This window comes from Deinococcus indicus (assembly GCF_002198095.1).
GTDB classification, from domain to species: domain Bacteria; phylum Deinococcota; class Deinococci; order Deinococcales; family Deinococcaceae; genus Deinococcus; species Deinococcus caeni.
This window is the reverse complement of the sequence record NZ_NHMK01000035.1, coordinates 45,597-60,093: the sequence shown is the minus strand read 5'-3', so window position 1 is coordinate 60,093 and position 14,497 is coordinate 45,597. Positions and strand designations below refer to the sequence as shown.

The window sequence follows — 14,497 nt, the reverse complement described above, 5'->3', positions numbered from 1 at the left end:
ATGTTCGTGAGTTCCCCACGCCTGTGGGGATGGCCCGTCACGGGTGCTGTAGTTGACGGGGTTGAACAGGAGTTCCCCACGCCTGTGGGGATGGCCCGTGCTTACTGCGGGCCACGCCTGTCTTCCCGTTGAGTTCCCCACGCCTGTGGGGATGGCCCGTCCACGCTGCCGAGGTTGTCAGCGATGACGAAGAGTTCCCCACGCCTGTGGGGATGGCCCGTCGCCTGCGGTTCATGCACCATATCCAGGTCGAGTTCCCCACGCCTGTGGGGATGGCCCGAACTAAGCGAGGATCAGATCAGCAGCCCGCGCGAGTTCCCCACGCCTGTGGGGATGGCCCGCCCTCAATAACCAGTTGCAAAGCCCGCTCAATCCGAGCGGATGCGAGAAGGAAAGAAACGGGTTCCGGACGTGAAGCCAGCAATCCGGTGAAGTTCCGGATTGTTGGCGAAACAAACGGAATCCGTATGACATGTCGAGTCGGATCGCACCAACCAAGAGCAAAGCGGGCAGCCGCGCGACCTGTCCCGTCAAACCAACTGTCCGGGCTCAAGCCCAAGCAGGTTGGGGGAAACACTGCGTTGAACGACACACCGGTGATACACAAATAACAACTTGGAACCCATTCTGCCCGGCGTGAAGATGCTGCAAGCATTGCATCGGAATACGGGTCAGTCGAGCAAGTCGCTGGCGCGCACGCCGAGAGCTGTCATGAGTTTCTCGACGATATCGATGCCTACGCTGCTGCGGGCGCGTTCGATGACACTGATCTGGTTGTGGTGCAGTCCGGAGCGCTCGGCGAGGTCTTCTTGCGACCAGCGGCGCTCCAAGCGCAGTCGGCGCAGGTTCTGCGCCAGCCGTTGGCGCAGGGACAGCGGCGCGCTGAATTCAGACATGACGACCATGCTCGGTGTGACCATCATCTGAGTCCACACCTGATTCGTTGTCAACTAATTAAGTTATATTAGGTCATGGACCGCGCGACCCGCTGGCACCTTGGGCTCCCCCAGCCCCGCACCACCCATCCCCCGACCGAAACCTTGCTCTTCGACCCGGCGGTTCGCGAACACATCGTTCGTGGTCTGCACACCCCCGGTCGCTGGTCCGGTGGCGCCCTGTACGGCACAGCTGTTAGCGGCATCCTGCACGTCCGCCACGTCAGCCCGCTGCATCCACCCACCCCCGACATCCGTGATCCGCTCACCATCAACCTGCCCTACCTTGTCGGTGTGTCTCAGGCCGTCACCAGCCTGATGGGCGAAAATGTGCAGTGGTGTGGCCAGTGGCTTTCTCCCCCACATCATCAGCTGCCCGTCGAGGACCAAGATCTCATTCACCTGACCCACTGTGCCAAACGGGGTCTGGTCGACGAGTGGCACCCGCTGATCATGATCGGTTACATCGCCGAACACCTCGCAGGCCGCGCCTACACCTGGCGGAGCGGCACAGCGCGGCGAATTGCGCCAGGACTCGGCCCTATCCCAATTCCTACGCCCGAGGACGACCTGGCCGATGTCCAACCGCTGGAGATGAGCGCGCGTCCTCCCAATTGGTAGTCTTTCCCGTCAGCACTGTTCGTAGCAAAAGCAAGCCATCATCGTCAGGCACCACAGTGGCCTGTGCAGAACCGAACACAAGACCGGTTGGACCGTCAGCAGGAGCGCCCCTCACAGCAGGTCCCGGAGAGTAAGCCCCACACCCTGCGCCAGAACGTGCATGTTATCCACACCGACATTCCGGCGGCCCACCTCCACCTGCGCGATGTACGACCAGGTGATCCCGCTCGCCTCGGCCAGGTCCTCCAGGGTCATGCCTCTCTTTTGCCGTTCTTCTCTCAGACGTCGTCCGAAGGTCAGCCGTGATTCCGTTGGCCCCTTGTTTGTTTTGGCCATCCGCTCAGCGTGGCGGCAGACCACTGCTCCAGCCATTCACTTTAAGCCATATCAATTAAAGTCATGTTAGGCTGTTCCTGCCCGCAACTGCTGCCTCTACCCGCCTCGTTCCTACAGCACCGCCGTTCGCGCCACCACCATTAGCCGCGGAGCGGCGCAGTCAACCGAAGTAGTCCAGCCGAAGCTTCTATCCCTCTCTCTCGGTACAGAACATATGCTCAATCACTTCGCTCACATGCGCTCCGTCTTCAAGAACCCCAGCCCCGACGATACCCGATCCCAGTCCAGTCTCCTGATCACCCGCCAGGGCGCCTGGTCCATGGCCCACTACGCTAAGGATTACGGCCACCACCTGTCACCGGCCCTGATCGTCGGCCTGCTCTGGCCACATACATCCGTGGTGGATGGGTTCGCCGTACAACCGAATCGCCGGCTCAATCAGCGGGAAGACTGGCTCCCTTTCGAACGTCAGAGCCATGACGGAGCCTGGAATGCCGGCTACGCTCACGCCATCAGGCGCGCAGGCCACCAACACCTCGGCTGGTGGTTCCACCGGGAGCGGCCGGTCAGCAGGCACACCGGCCTCACCCCCATCGCCATCCGGGGACTGTTTGCTCGCAGCGAATGGGACGACCTTCCTCGCTACAGCGACCTCGAAGAGCGTGCCGTGATCCTCCTGTCATGGGTCGAACAACGAACACTGTGCCTCTATGCCGTCAAGCTGAATCCGGCCACGCAGGCGCAGCAGCCGATGGAAATCATCTGGCAGGGCCGTCACTAGGCAGGTCCCCCATGCTGGTGATTTCAGAGGCATCCGCTATGTCGACCTGACCAATAGGAACCGCTTCGATCCGCTGCCGTAAGCCTCCTGCAGTTCCTCACCTCTCCCCTACCAGTCACAGCCCACCACCGGGCCTCCCAGGGAGTGGGGGGAGATCTGGACAGCCAGGACTTTACCCCATCGCCGAGAGCATCCTTCTACGAACTCCGCTCAAGACGCAAAGATCGAAGGAGTCAGCGGACTACAAATAATCGGAGGCCGTCTCAGGGTGCGGTCAGCGTGTAGCGCAACCGGAACGCCTCGAATTCACCGAAGTTCACCGGGCGACCGTCGAGCACGACCGTGTACGCGCCCGCCGCTACCTTCGGCAGTTCAAGGCGGGTCACGCCCCGCTGCAGGTTCTCCAGCCGGACATCCAGCAGCGGTGCCACCCGCGCCGAAGGCGTCCCCTGGTACAGCAGCAGGCGGCAGCGGCAGCCCGGCAGGTCCCCTCCCGGCCCGGTCAAGACGAACTGCAGCAGCGTCGGTCCCTGCGTGCTGAGGGTGTCGTCCGCTCCAGTCGAGAACGTCACCTGCACCTGCCCGGCCGATTGCGTCTCGTGCGCCGCCGCCGGGACCGGCAGCGTGAGGCTCAGCAGGGCCAGCAGCCGCGCCGCGCCCCTCACGGCCGCTCCGGGCGGAAGGCGGGGTTCCGGGCGACGCTCTCGTCGGTCAGGGCGTGCAGGAATGCCTCGAGGTCGTCCAGTTCCGCGTCGGTCAGGCCCAGCGGGTGGATCAGCGGGTCCGCGTTGGGGTTGGGTTCCCCGCCGTCGTTGTACGTTTCCAGCAGGTCGCGCAGGGTCGCGCGGCTCCCGTCATGCAGGTACGGGCCGGTCAGCGCCACGTTCCGCAGGGTGGGCGTGATGAAGCGGCCCACATCACCCTCCTGTTCGGTACGTTCGGCCAGACCGATGTCCGGATTGAAGACCCGCATGGCGTTGTTGTGCGCCAGGCCGTCCGTGAAGTCCCGTCCGGTGTGGCAGTGGAAGCACTCGGCCCGGTCGAAGAACAGGTCCAGGCCGCGCACCTGCGCCTCGTTCAGGGCCGAGGCGTCCCCGGCGCGGTAGCGGTCAAAGGGGCTGTCACGGCTGATCAGGGTCCGCTGGAACGCCGCGAGGGCCCGCACGAGGTTCTGCACGCTGGGCGCCTCGCCGAACGCGGCGCGGAACTGCGCGGCGTACGCCGGGTCCGCCTGGAGCCGCTCACGCAGCAATTCAGGGGTCATATCCAGTTCCGCGTGGTCCTGGAGGGGAATCATGGCCTGCACTTCCAGGTTCGGGGAGGCGCCCGCCCAGGTCAGTGCCTGACGGTCACCGACGTTGACCAGGGTGCTGGCGTTGCGCCGCCCCAGTCGCCCGCCCACGCCGGGACTGACGGCCTGCGGGACCGTGAAGGCCCGCGCCGGGTCGTGACAGGACGCGCAGGACACGCTGCGATCGCGGCTGAGGATGGGGTCGAAGAAGAGAGCGCGGCCCAGCGCGACCTTCTCGGGTGTGGTGGGATTCGAGGGTGGGCCGGGCGGCAGCGGGGTCAGGGCGGCGCTGGCGGCGGCGGCCGTGATCAGCAGACCAAGCGCAGTCATGGGCCATTTCATGGTTCACCTCGGCAAGACGCGGGGCCGCAGGTCGCAGGCCAGTCGCGTCCCTGCACGGCCCAGCTCACTTCACGCGGAAGGTACTCTGCTCGGCGACCGGATAGCCGTCTTCCGAGAGGATCTTCCACGCAATCACGTACTGTCCGGACCGCAGCCCGGCGTTCAGGGGAATGTTCAGTTGCGCGGCCATGGTGGTCGCGGTCAGCGGCAGGCTGGCCAGTCTGTCCGAATCGGCCTTCTCCGCCAATGCCAGCTTCGCAGCGGCCTTCACCGTCTGCCCGGCCGGGACCGCCATCACGCGGAACGTACTGAAGCGCAACTCGACGGGCTCGCTGAACTTCAGCTGCACCGCACTGGGGGCGGCGACCACGGCGTTCAGCGCCGGCGTGATGGACGACACGGCCGTGTGGGCCAGCGCCGTGGAGACGGCCAGGGTGGTCAGGAGGCTCAGGAACCTGTTCATGGGGCACCTCGGGCGGGGCCGGGGACTGATACGGACTCCGATTGAATCGGCTGCAAAGCCCGTTCAATCCGAGCGGATGCGCGCAGGAGAGAAACGGGTTCCGGGCGTGGAGCCGGCAATCCGGTGAAGTTCCGGATTGTTGGCGAAACAAACGGAATCCGTATGAGCCCCGACCCCCGGGGGATCACTTGACGGTGGTCTTGCCGGCCGGGCCCTTGGCGGGGTCCGCGTCGTCCCACGCCACGACACTGCCGTCACTGTACGTCTGGTAGATCTTCCAGACCAGTTCGCCCGCCTGCGCAGGGTTGCGCGCCTGGAAGAAGAACCGCGCGTACTCCATGGGGGCCACGCGGCCCTTCCACACGACCTCGGTCACCAGTCCGTCGGCGTTCTTCGTGACGGTGCGGGTGAAGCCGGGCGTCACCTGGAAGCGGCTGATGGTCACGCCGGCCGGCACGACGAGGCGGATCTGCGTGGTCGCGATCTCCTTCTCGGTCGGCACGTTCAGGCGGTACGTCTCGCTGACACCCACCTTGCTCTCAGACAGGCCGCCCTCGGTACGGACGGTCGCGTGCGCCCCCGCCACGGAGATCAGGGCGGCGGCGGACAGGGACAGCATGGAACGGATCAGGGTCTTCATGGGGTACTCCTTGAGGGTGGGTGGAGCGCTGCGCTCCACCCGGAAGAAAGTCGGGTCAACCAGGCCGGGTCATCGGGGAATGTGAGGGTGTACCAGGGTCACTTGTGACCGGGCATGGCCATGCCGGCGGTGGGGGCGGCGCTCGCCAGACTGAAGGCCGCGCCCAGGTTCAGGTACAGCTGATCGGCGACCGGGCCGCCGTGCACCTGCGTGTACTTCGCGTCGCTCAGGTCAAACTTCTCGGCGCCGACGCCGGCCGCGACCATTCGCGCGGCGTTCAGGTTCACCGTCACGGGCGCGCCGCCGCCTTTCACCTGGACCGTGCCGGGTTTCATCACGTCGCCCAGGCTGACGGTCAGGCGGCGGGTGTCGGCGCCCATGTGCAGCGCCACGTCGCGGGTCTGGCCGCCCACCTGCGCCTTGCCCTCGAAGCGGCTGAAGATGTAGCCGGGGTTCCAGGCCCAGAACATGCCGGCGTCCAGGCCCAGCGGGGCCGGCTGGGTGCTGGCGTCCAGGTGGTTCAGGGCGCGGGGCACGCCCACGTCGAAACGCACGCCCCGGTACGTCCCGGCGGGCACGTCGCCCTTCAGGACGGGGACGTTCTGGTATCCGGCGCTGCCCCCGAGTTTCACGAGGGTCAGGCCGGGCACGGGCAGTTCGGTGCCGTCGTCCTTCACGAGGGCGACGTTGCTGATGTACAGCTGCCACAGATCGGTGGTGATGACCTGCCCGGCCTGGGTGGTGAGCTGGCCGGTGAAGGGCCGGTCGCCGTTCAGGACGTTCAGGTTCAGGGCGAAGGGCGCGGCGAGGGTGGTGCCGGTCAGGGCGGTGGTGAGGGCGGTCAGGCGGATCAGGGTACGCATGGTGAACTCCTTGGGTGACCTGCAGCGGGCAGGTGGAAAAGACAAGATGGGATGGAGCGGAAGGCGAGGATGGCCCGGGTTACGGGCGCGGCTGCGTGATCTCGCGCATGTGCAGGGTCGCGAGCGGCTGTCCCGGCACGTGAATGACCAGCGGACAGGGATGCCGGAACGAGCAGGTGACGCTCAGCGGCTGGCCGGCGCTCTGCCGGGCGACCAGGGCGGATAGGGGCACGGGCAGCGCGGCCAGCAGTCCGAAGGCCAGCAGCCAGACCTGCACGGCGCGGGTGGCGCGGTGCTGGGCCGTCACGACAGGACCGCTTTCACGGCGGGCAGTCGGCGCAGCACCAGCAGGTCCAGCAGCAGCACGGCGACGAGGCTCAGGCCCACCAGGGGGAAGGCGACGCCCAGCGCGGCCATGATCGCCACGCCGCCCTTCCACAGGACCGGGCTGGGCATGGGGGGGGCGTGCAGGCGGCGGGCGGCGGCGGGACGGCGCAGCCACCACATCACGGCGCCACTCACGCACAGGAATGCGATGACCGCGCAGGACAGGAGGGCAAGCGCGTAGTTCAGCGGGCCGTGCCGGCCCTGGTGCAGGGCGATGCCGGCGGCCATGCCTTTGGCGCCCAGGCTGTAGTCGTCCCAGCCGACGCGGGCGAGTTCACGGCCGCTGTACTGGTCGATGTGCAGGGTCAGGTCGCGGCGGGCGTCGGTCAGGTCGCCGCTCATGGTGCTGGCGCTGACGGTGTACACGCCGTCCCGGCCGCCGGGTAGCGCGATCCAGTAGCTGGGCAGCTGCGCGGCCGCGTAGCGGTTCACGGCGTCCAGGGTGACGGGACCGGTCACGCCGGGCGCGCCGGCCGCGGAACCGGAGGTGGGCAGCGGCGTCTGTTCGAGGGTCCAGGGCACGACCTTCTCACCGTCGCGGTTCAGGGCGGCGGTGGGCACGGTGCTCGTGGGGGCGCCCCACAGCTGGGCGGGGAAGGTGTTCCAGGCCTGCACGACCTTCTCGCCCCACACGCCGGTCCAGGCCATGCCGGTGATCAGGAAGAACACCAGGATGCCGGCCACCCAGAAGCCCAGGGTGGCGTGCAGGTTTTTCCAGCCGGCCCGGCCAGCGGCGCGCTGCGGGATGAAGGAGGCGCGCCAGTCGCGGCGGCCCCTGACCGGGCGGGGCCACCACAGGAAGAGGCCCGTGGCGGTCAGGACGAGCGCCCAGCCGCTGGCGAGTTCGAGGATGCGGTCGCCGGTGTCGCCGAGCAGCAGGGTGCCGTGGACCCTCTCGGCGACCGCGTACAGCCGGCTGGACTGGTCGACCTGCCCGAGCACCTGCGCGGTGTACGGGTCGACGTAGACGGTCAGGTCGTGGCCCTGGGTGGTCACGGCGACCTGGGTACTCTGGGTGGGGGCGGCGGGGGGCCGTACGCGGGTGACCTCGGCGGCCGGGTACAGCTGCTGCACGGCGCCCACCTGCCGGTCGAGGGCCAGGGCCGCCTGACCGGGGGTGACCGTCAGCAGGTCGCGGTACTGCACGCGTTCGAGTTGCGGGGCGAACAGCATGACCAGCCCGGTCAGGGCCAGCAGGAGCAGAAAGGGCGTGACAAAGACGCCGGCGTAGAAGTGCCAGCGCCACGCGGCGCGGTAGAGCGCCATGGGGCGGGACGGGGACGGCGAGGGAATCGTCGTCAAGGGAAGACCTCCGGAAGTCACGCCTCCTCGGCGCCGGGTAAACGGGCACCGTTTCGTCCGGGTGGAGGCAGGCAGGCGCGGAGCGGATTCCGGGCGCCGGATTGGCGACCCGGCGCGGGGGCAGGCTGTCAACGAAACAGCCGGAATCCGTCTCAGCGGAACGTGGGGAAAGGGGGTTGTGACGTTCCGGAGGTGGGTGGCGCGCGGGCATCCGCGTGCCGGATAACGGCGAGCGCCAGCGTCAGGGGAACGCTGGTCGGCTGGGAGGGTGCCTGGAGGGTGGCGGCGACAGCCACGACGGGCGCCGCCGCGAGGGCGAAAGCAGCCGTCAGGCAGAACGGGCAGTGCGCGTCCGGGTGGTGGTCATGGGTGGGCGGCGCGTTGGGCGCGGCGTCGGTCAGGGACGGCCCGTGCCCGGCGTGCGGGTCGGTGCCGGCCGGGTGCAGGCGGCGCCCCGGAGTCGAGTGATCGGCGTGGCGGTCAGCCGGGTGATGGTCAGCAGAATGGTGGTCGGCCGGGTGCTGATCGGTCGGGTGGTCGGGGCGCCCGCCCATGGTGGCCGGCGCCGCGTGCTCCGGGGCCGTGTGGCGGGGCGCGGCCAGACCCGTCAGGGGCAGCCCCAGGCCGCCGGATGCCGGGCTGCGCGTCAGGTGCGCCAGGGCTGCCACGAGGGTCAGCAGCGCCAGCACCCAGCGCCCCACGGCCGGAACCGTGAAGCGCGCTGGACCTGACCGGCGGATCATCGCCAGGATAGTAACGCGCCAGTCAGGTGAAAATGTCCTGAAGGAATCATCAAGCGGCCGTTCCTGGAACAGCCAGGGGCGAGGGGATCATACGGGTTCCGTTTATTTCGCCGACAATCCGGAACTTCACCGGATTGCCGGCTCCACGTCCGGAACCCGTTTTGCTCCCACTCGCTTCGCTCCGATCGAATGGGCTTTGCAGCCCATTCAATCGGAGTCCGCATCATACGGACTCCGATGAATGCAACGATGTGCCCGGAGAGCCCCTCCGCAGAGTGTGAGCAACACGCCCCTCCGGACGTGGAGCCGGCCCTCCCGGATGGTCGGCGAAGCAGACGGCAGTCCGATCGTACGGATTCCGTTTGTTTCGCCAACAATCCGGAACTTCACCGGATTGCCGGCTCCACGTCCGGAACCCGTTTTGCTCCTTCTCGCTTCGCTCGGATTGAACGGGCTTTGCAGCCCATTCAATCGGAGTCTGTATCAGGAGCTGCCGCCCGGCCGCCCGCCGGACGGTCCGGTGTCACTGCTGGGCCGCAGGGCGTTCTGTCGCCGGCGGATGACTTCCGCGAGGTCCTGCACGGCGGCGTTCGTGGCCTGCTGCCCCTGCACGACGCTGGCCAGCGCGGTGAGCAGCGGCGTGACGACTCCGGTCAGCGGGTCGGGGTCGCCTGTGACGGATGCGGGCGCCGGGCGGTCGCGCAGCGCGGCCAGGAGGGGGGCGAGCAGGGGTTCGAGCTGCGCGGCCAGCGGCTCTGCGGGACGGGTGGGCGGTACCGGCTGGGGGGTCGCAGCGGTCGGGGGCAGCCTCAGGCGGTCCAGTCCGCCCGCGATGTCCGCCAGTTGCGCCACCATGCGCGCGCCGGTGTCGCCGTCGGCGGCGCCCATGCGGCGTTCGCGGGCGTAGTTCTCGCGGATCTGCGCCCGGCGCGCCGCCTGCTCGGCGGTCAGGGTACCGCGCAGTTCGGCGAGTTTCAGGAGGTTCTCCTCCGCGCCGGTCGTGAGGAGCTGCGCCTCGCCGCGGTAGTGGTCGCTGATCACGCCGTCCAGTTCGGCGTCGTTCATGACCGGGCTGAGTTTCTCGGCGACCTTGTTCATGTTGCGGTAGCTGCCCTGGAGCTTGAAGGGCGGTTCGGTCCGGTCGCGGTCGGCCTGGGCGGCGCTGGCGATGTACGCGGCGTTCACGCGGGCCAGCGTGTCGCGGGCGCGCAGCAGCAGGCGCAGCGTGGCGAGGATCTCCGCGAGTTCCGCCTCGCTGTACGGGTGCGACAGTTCGCCGGGATCCTCGTGGCCCTGGGCGCGGGCGACGAGCTTGGGGACGTCGCTCAGGTCCCGTCCGGCGAGCGGCGCGAGCACGGCGTTGCTGGTCAGGCTGTTCTCCACGTACGAGAGCAGGAAGGCGTCCTGCATGCCGCCCAGCACGTCCCCGAGGTTATACACGTCGGCGCGGTTGGCGAGCATGTCGGGAATGCGGAACACCTCGCCCGTCTCGGTGTAGGGGTTCCCGGCCATAACGACCGCGAATCTCCGGCCGCGCAGGTCGTAGGTGCGCGGCTCGCCGTTCCAGACGCCCTCGATGCGGCGGGTTCCGTCGGTCAGGGCGATGAACTTCTGCAGGAATTCCGGGTGGGTGTGTTGGATGTCGTCCACGTACAGCATGACGTTCCCGCCCATCTCCAGCGCGAGGTTGAGTTTCTCCAGTTCCTGGCGGCTGGCGGCGTCCGGCGCCTGCGCCGGGTCGAGCGAGCGCACGGCGTGACCCAGGCTGGGGCCGTTCACGCGCACGAACACGAGGCCCAGGCGGTGCGCAACGTACTCCATCAGGGTGGTCTTGCCGTAGCCGGGCGGGGAGATGAGCAGCAGCAGGCCCATCAGGTCGCTGCGTTTGCCGTCCCCGGCCGCGCCGATCTGCTTGGCGAGGTTGTCCCCGATCAGCGGGAGGTACACGTCGGTGATCAGGCGGTTACGCACGAACGAGGTCAGCGGGCGCGGCTGGAATTCCGCGAGGCGCAGCCGGGCCCGTTCGCGCGTCAGCACCGCCTGCCGCTGCGCCTGGAAGGCGTGCAGACCCGGCAGGAAGGTGCGGGCGTGCGTGGCGAGCCGGGCGAGCAGGTCGTCTGCGGCGAGGTGCAGCGTGCCGCCCTGGAGGCGCGGGTGGTCACTTAGGAGGCCGGTGATGGTCGCGTCGAGCGTGACCGCGCGCGGCTGGGCGCGCAGGGCGTCCCCGTACAGGCGCAGCGCGACCGCCTCGGGCACGAAGCGCGCCAGGGGGCGAGCGTCGTCCCGTCCGGTCAGGGCGTCCAGCCACGCGTGTTTGAGGGTCCAGGCCTGGACCGGATCGGCGCTCAGGGCGTCCAGGCTGACGCTCAGGGCGTCCGGCTGCCCGGCGGCGCGCAAGTGTTCGTCCAGCGCGGCGTTCAGGTCGGCGGCGGCCTGCGTGAACGGGAACGGCCCGCCCGCGTCGGGGGCCGCCTCCGTCAGGAACGCGGCGGCCTCCGGAATCACGCTGTCGGGAACGGGCAGCGGCACGCGGGTCAGGAATTCACGCAGCGCTCCCTCCAGCGCCGTGCGGGCGTCCGCGAGGGCCGCGCCGCTGCCCAGCAGGGTCTGCACCGCCCGCGCGGAGGTCAGGCGCGCCGTCCAGGTCGCGTCGGCCTGCGCCCAGAACGCGGCGGCCAGCGCGCGCGCCTCCGGTGGGGCGACGAGCGGCCCCGCGGCGTCCAGCAGCGGCAGCAACGCGTTCAGGATCAGCGCGGCGTCGTGGTCGTGCACGCCGCGCTGGAAACCCTGGCGGTAGCGGGCGGCGGCGAAGGTGGCGACCGTCCCGGCCCGCGTGTCCGGCGTCATGCCTCGCAGGGCGTCCAGGGTCAGGCCCCCCTGCCCCGCCCGCGCGGCGGCCAGCACCTCGCCCGCCAGGAATTCCGCGCGGGAGAGGTCCGGGGATTCGCTCTCCAGCGTCACGTCCCAGTACGCGCGGCCCGCGTCGAGCGCCGGGTCGCGCAGCGGTTCCATGAACTGCGTGCCGGTCAGGTGCAGCGCGAGGTGATCGCCCCGCGGCAGCAGCGTCAGGTCCAGCGTCTGGGTGTTCACGCTGAAGCGGTGGCGGCCCAGGCGGATCAGCGCGCCGCCGTCCCCTTCGAGGTCGGCGCGGTCACGCAGGGTGCGCAGCGCCTGATCGCGCGCGGCCTTCAGGCGGGCCTCGATGTCCCCGGCGCGGACGCTGTCGCCCAGCTCGGTCAGTTTCAGGGTGAGGTCGCGCAGCTTCAGCATGAGCGTGTCCCCGGCGAAGAATCCGTTCAGGGCGTCCTGATCGCTCAGGCGCGCCGCGCGGGCCGGGAGGCCCGCCAGGATGCGGTCGGCGGCGTCCGCGACACCCTGCGCGCGGCGCTGACGCTCGTCGAGCAGCGCCTGACGGCGTGACTCGAAGGCCTCCACGGTCTCCTCGCGCCGGGCGAGGATGTCCGGCAGGAACGCCTCGTGCTCCCCGAACTGCCCTTCGAGTTCCTCCAGGGCCAGCAGCGCGCGGGACAGGCCCTCCTCGGCCTTCTCGGGCGTGTCGGCGGTGCCCAGCGCCCCCGTGACGGTCTGCGCGAGCAGCGCCAGTTGCGCCGCGAAGCGCGCGGTGAGTTCCCCGCTTCCCAGGCTGCGGCGCTGCCCCTCGGCGCGGGCGCGCACGCCGTTCAGGCGGCCGTACAGCGCCGAGACGCCCTCGACGACCTGGGTGCGCTGCACCGGGTCCTCGGCGGGCAGCGAGCCGAGCAGGTCGGACAGGACGTCCAGTTCGGTCGCCAGGGTGCCCAGCGCCTCCAGCGCGGCGGCGAGGTCGCGGGTGGTGCCCGCCGCCTCCACCTGCGTGTTCAACGTGTCGAGCTGCGCGTGGAAGGGGGCCAGGGCGGCCGGGTCGGCCAGGTAGCTGCCGGTCGCGCCGCCCACCCGCGCGTGCGCCGCCTGCACCTCGCCGAGCAGGGCGTCCACGGCCCCCACGTCGATGGAGCGGGTCTCGCGCACCGTCAGCAGGCGGGCGCGCAGCGCCGTCAGTTCGGCCAGGGCGGTCACGAACTCCGGCAGGCTGCGCCACCCCTCCGGGTCGAGGGTCGTCAGGCGGCGGCGGACCGCCCCCTGCACGTCCGCGAGGGTCTGCGCCGCCTGGGCGCGCAGGGCCTGCACCTTCTCGAACTCGTCGAGGACCGCCTCGGCGGCGGCGGTCACGTCGCGCAGCAGCGTACGCGCGCCGCCCGTGTACTCGTCGTCGAGCCAGTGGTGCGTGTCCGGCAGGCGGCGGGCCTGTTCGGCCAGCGCGGCGTACTGGGCGGCCGTGACCTCCGGCGTCTGCGCGGCCCTTGCCAGGGCGAGCAGGTTCGACACGCCCCGCACGAGTTCCGCGTTCCCCAGTCGGCCCAGGAACGACGTGCCGGGCGGGCGCTGCGCGGCGAACACGTCGCTCGTGAAGGGCGTCTGCCACACCTGCACCGCATGCACCTGGGTGGGTTCGGCCTCGGCCTGGAACAGCACCATGCGCCCGTCGGGCAGCGCGGCGTCCCCGTGGGCGCTGATGGGCGTCTGCACCTCGCGGCGGATCAGGTTGTACACCAGCAGGGCGCTGCGGCCCGAGTCCTGATCGTAGAAGACGAACAGCACGTCCTCACCGTTCGGGCTGCGCACGACCCGCTCGAGGACCATGCCGGGCGTGAAGCCCTCGAAGGCGCGGTGCTCGCCGCCCGGCAGGTAATACCCGCCGGGGAAGACGATCCCGTGCTCCTCGGGCAGCTGCACGCAGCCGCGCGTGAGGGCGTCCTCGCGCGTGACCCGCCCGGTCAGCGTGTCGAAGATCAGGCCGCGCCACGTCTTCTCGCGGTACGGCAGCACGCGCAGCAGGATCAGGCGGCCCACCCGCGCGAACTCGAAGGTCGCGTCGTCCAGACCCTGGGTGCGCTCCTCGACGGGCTCGCTGTAGATGCCTTCACCGGTCTCGGTGTTGTTCTCCACCTTCACGGTCAGCGTGCCGCCCGCCGTCTCCACGAACAGCGTGTCCAGGATGTTCAGGTGCGGGAAGCGCCCGCTGACCTCCTGATCGCGCCCGGCGCGGGTCCACTCGAAATCGAAGGGCGGCAGCGGGTTGAGGTCCCGTTCGCCGCGCGCATCGAGGTAACGCGCGCCGTCCGGCGTGAGGTCCCAGCGGAACACCCGCCGGTCGGTCAGGCGCTCCCCGATCTGGAAGGCCGCCAGCAGCCGCCCGGCGCGGATCTCCAGTTGCAGCAGCCGCGCGTGCCGGTAGTAGGCGTACAGTTCCTCGAAGTCCCGCACGAACGCCGGATCGGTCAGGAACGACCCCTCGACCGGCACGGGCTGCACGTCGAACGCGCCGCCCTCGTGCGTCAGTCGGTACAGCGCGAACACGTCCGCCAGTTCCGTGCGGGCCTTCAGGCCCTGCGTGACGTTGAAGCCGAACAGCATCACGTCCCCGACCTGCACGAGATCCCGGCCCAGGCTGGCCTGCGCGGTGCGGATGTGCGCGCGGCCCAGCAGACTCAGGCGGCTGTCGCCGTACTCCGCGATCCGCGCGGCGTTCAGCTCCTCGGCGGCCGCACGGACCTGCGCGCCCAGCGCGTCCAGGCGGCGGCGCAGCACCTCGAAACTGCCGCCCGTCTCGGTGCCGGGCGTGCCCGCTCCGGCCAGTGGTTCCTGCGTCATCCTCTCCCCCATTCACTCCGGCGCGCGCGTGCGCCACTCGTCCCCACCCGACCACTCCACTCCAGGGAAGGCGCGAGGAGGCTGCATCCGGCCACTACTGCG

13 protein-coding genes and 1 CRISPR repeat array (1 of these 14 running past the window's edge) are annotated in these 14,497 nt (G+C 69.6%); of the genes, 2 read left to right on the top strand and 11 right to left on the bottom strand.

Annotation, left to right across the window (positions count from 1 at the left end):
- A CRISPR array of direct repeats spans positions 1 to 341; the repeat unit is 29 nt; unit sequence GAGTTCCCCACGCCTGTGGGGATGGCCCG (it extends 1,151 nt beyond the left edge of the window).
- 330 nt (positions 342 to 671) lie between these two features.
- The gene (locus CBQ26_RS19795) at positions 672 to 923 is read right to left on the bottom strand and encodes a helix-turn-helix domain-containing protein (RefSeq protein WP_244898096.1); all 252 of its coding nucleotides are present in this window, start codon (positions 921 to 923) and stop codon (positions 672 to 674) included.
- Positions 924 to 971: 48 nt separating this feature from the next.
- Here CBQ26_RS19795 and CBQ26_RS21605 point away from each other — a divergent pair, with 48 nt between their 5' ends.
- On the top strand, positions 972 to 1,556 hold the full coding sequence (locus CBQ26_RS21605; protein WP_143342219.1) for a hypothetical protein: 585 nt from the start codon (positions 972 to 974) through the stop codon (positions 1,554 to 1,556).
- A gap of 111 nt (positions 1,557 to 1,667) precedes the next feature.
- On the opposite strand, the gene CBQ26_RS22990 is transcribed toward CBQ26_RS21605, so the two are convergent.
- The gene (locus CBQ26_RS22990; protein WP_088250324.1) at positions 1,668 to 1,892 is read right to left on the bottom strand and encodes a helix-turn-helix domain-containing protein; all 225 of its coding nucleotides are present in this window, start codon (positions 1,890 to 1,892) and stop codon (positions 1,668 to 1,670) included.
- A 214-nt stretch (positions 1,893 to 2,106) separates the two neighbouring features.
- On the opposite strand from CBQ26_RS22990, the gene CBQ26_RS19780 reads away from it, so the two are divergent.
- Positions 2,107 to 2,673, top strand: coding sequence for a hypothetical protein (locus CBQ26_RS19780; RefSeq protein WP_143342218.1), 567 nt, complete (start codon positions 2,107 to 2,109; stop codon positions 2,671 to 2,673).
- Positions 2,674 to 2,936: 263 nt separating this feature from the next.
- Here the strand turns inward: CBQ26_RS19780 and CBQ26_RS19775 are convergent, their stop codons facing one another.
- The 9 genes from CBQ26_RS19775 to CBQ26_RS19735 all read right to left on the bottom strand — a co-directional run bounded on the left by CBQ26_RS19775 (position 2,937) and on the right by CBQ26_RS19735 (position 14,395).
- Positions 2,937 to 3,338 carry a hypothetical protein gene (locus tag CBQ26_RS19775; protein WP_088250322.1) on the bottom strand — a complete coding sequence of 134 codons (402 nt, stop codon included), beginning with the start codon at positions 3,336 to 3,338 and terminating at the stop codon, positions 2,937 to 2,939.
- A complete protein-coding gene (locus CBQ26_RS19770; RefSeq protein ID WP_172418184.1) occupies positions 3,335 to 4,294 on the bottom strand; it encodes a cytochrome-c peroxidase in 960 nt (319 codons plus the stop codon). The genes CBQ26_RS19775 and CBQ26_RS19770 overlap by 4 nt, the downstream gene beginning before the upstream one ends.
- A gap of 76 nt (positions 4,295 to 4,370) precedes the next feature.
- On the bottom strand, positions 4,371 to 4,769 hold the full coding sequence (locus CBQ26_RS19765; protein ID WP_088250320.1) for a copper resistance CopC family protein: 399 nt from the start codon (positions 4,767 to 4,769) through the stop codon (positions 4,371 to 4,373).
- A 184-nt stretch (positions 4,770 to 4,953) separates the two neighbouring features.
- Positions 4,954 to 5,409, bottom strand: a complete 456-nt coding sequence (locus CBQ26_RS19760; protein WP_088250319.1) for a DUF1775 domain-containing protein — start codon at positions 5,407 to 5,409, stop codon at positions 4,954 to 4,956.
- 98 nt (positions 5,410 to 5,507) lie between these two features.
- Entirely contained in the window at positions 5,508 to 6,272 is a 765-nt protein-coding gene (locus CBQ26_RS19755; RefSeq protein ID WP_088250318.1) for an MbnP family protein, read from the bottom strand.
- Positions 6,273 to 6,351: 79 nt separating this feature from the next.
- Positions 6,352 to 6,579 (bottom strand): hypothetical protein, encoded by a 228-nt coding sequence (locus CBQ26_RS19750; RefSeq protein WP_088250317.1) that lies wholly within the window; start codon positions 6,577 to 6,579, stop codon positions 6,352 to 6,354.
- On the bottom strand, positions 6,576 to 7,961 hold the full coding sequence (locus tag CBQ26_RS19745) for a PepSY-associated TM helix domain-containing protein (protein WP_143342217.1): 1,386 nt from the start codon (positions 7,959 to 7,961) through the stop codon (positions 6,576 to 6,578). Before CBQ26_RS19745 ends, CBQ26_RS19750 begins: the two co-directional genes overlap by 4 nt.
- A gap of 152 nt (positions 7,962 to 8,113) precedes the next feature.
- Positions 8,114 to 8,704, bottom strand: coding sequence for a hypothetical protein (locus CBQ26_RS19740; RefSeq protein ID WP_088250315.1), 591 nt, complete (start codon positions 8,702 to 8,704; stop codon positions 8,114 to 8,116).
- A 483-nt stretch (positions 8,705 to 9,187) separates the two neighbouring features.
- Positions 9,188 to 14,395, bottom strand: coding sequence for a DNA repair ATPase (locus tag CBQ26_RS19735; protein WP_216360390.1), 5,208 nt, complete (start codon positions 14,393 to 14,395; stop codon positions 9,188 to 9,190).
- Positions 14,396 to 14,497 lie beyond the last annotated feature (102 nt).

Bases quoted from the DNA above. Each gene is read 5' to 3' on its own strand.
- CBQ26_RS19795 (WP_244898096.1), bottom strand. From the start codon at position 923: ATGATGGTCACACCGAGCATGGTCGTCATGTCTGAATTCAGCGCGCCG.
- CBQ26_RS21605 (WP_143342219.1), top strand. From the start codon at position 972: ATGGACCGCGCGACCCGCTGGCACCTTGGGCTCCCCCAGCCCCGCACC.
- CBQ26_RS22990 (WP_088250324.1), bottom strand. From the start codon at position 1,892: ATGGCCAAAACAAACAAGGGGCCAACGGAATCACGGCTGACCTTCGGA.
- CBQ26_RS19780 (WP_143342218.1), top strand. From the start codon at position 2,107: ATGCTCAATCACTTCGCTCACATGCGCTCCGTCTTCAAGAACCCCAGC.
- CBQ26_RS19770 (WP_172418184.1), bottom strand. From the start codon at position 4,294: ATGACTGCGCTTGGTCTGCTGATCACGGCCGCCGCCGCCAGCGCCGCC.
- CBQ26_RS19765 (WP_088250320.1), bottom strand. From the start codon at position 4,769: ATGAACAGGTTCCTGAGCCTCCTGACCACCCTGGCCGTCTCCACGGCG.
- CBQ26_RS19760 (WP_088250319.1), bottom strand. From the start codon at position 5,409: ATGAAGACCCTGATCCGTTCCATGCTGTCCCTGTCCGCCGCCGCCCTG.
- CBQ26_RS19755 (WP_088250318.1), bottom strand. From the start codon at position 6,272: ATGCGTACCCTGATCCGCCTGACCGCCCTCACCACCGCCCTGACCGGC.
- CBQ26_RS19740 (WP_088250315.1), bottom strand. From the start codon at position 8,704: ATGATCCGCCGGTCAGGTCCAGCGCGCTTCACGGTTCCGGCCGTGGGG.
- CBQ26_RS19735 (WP_216360390.1), bottom strand. From the start codon at position 14,395: ATGACGCAGGAACCACTGGCCGGAGCGGGCACGCCCGGCACCGAGACG.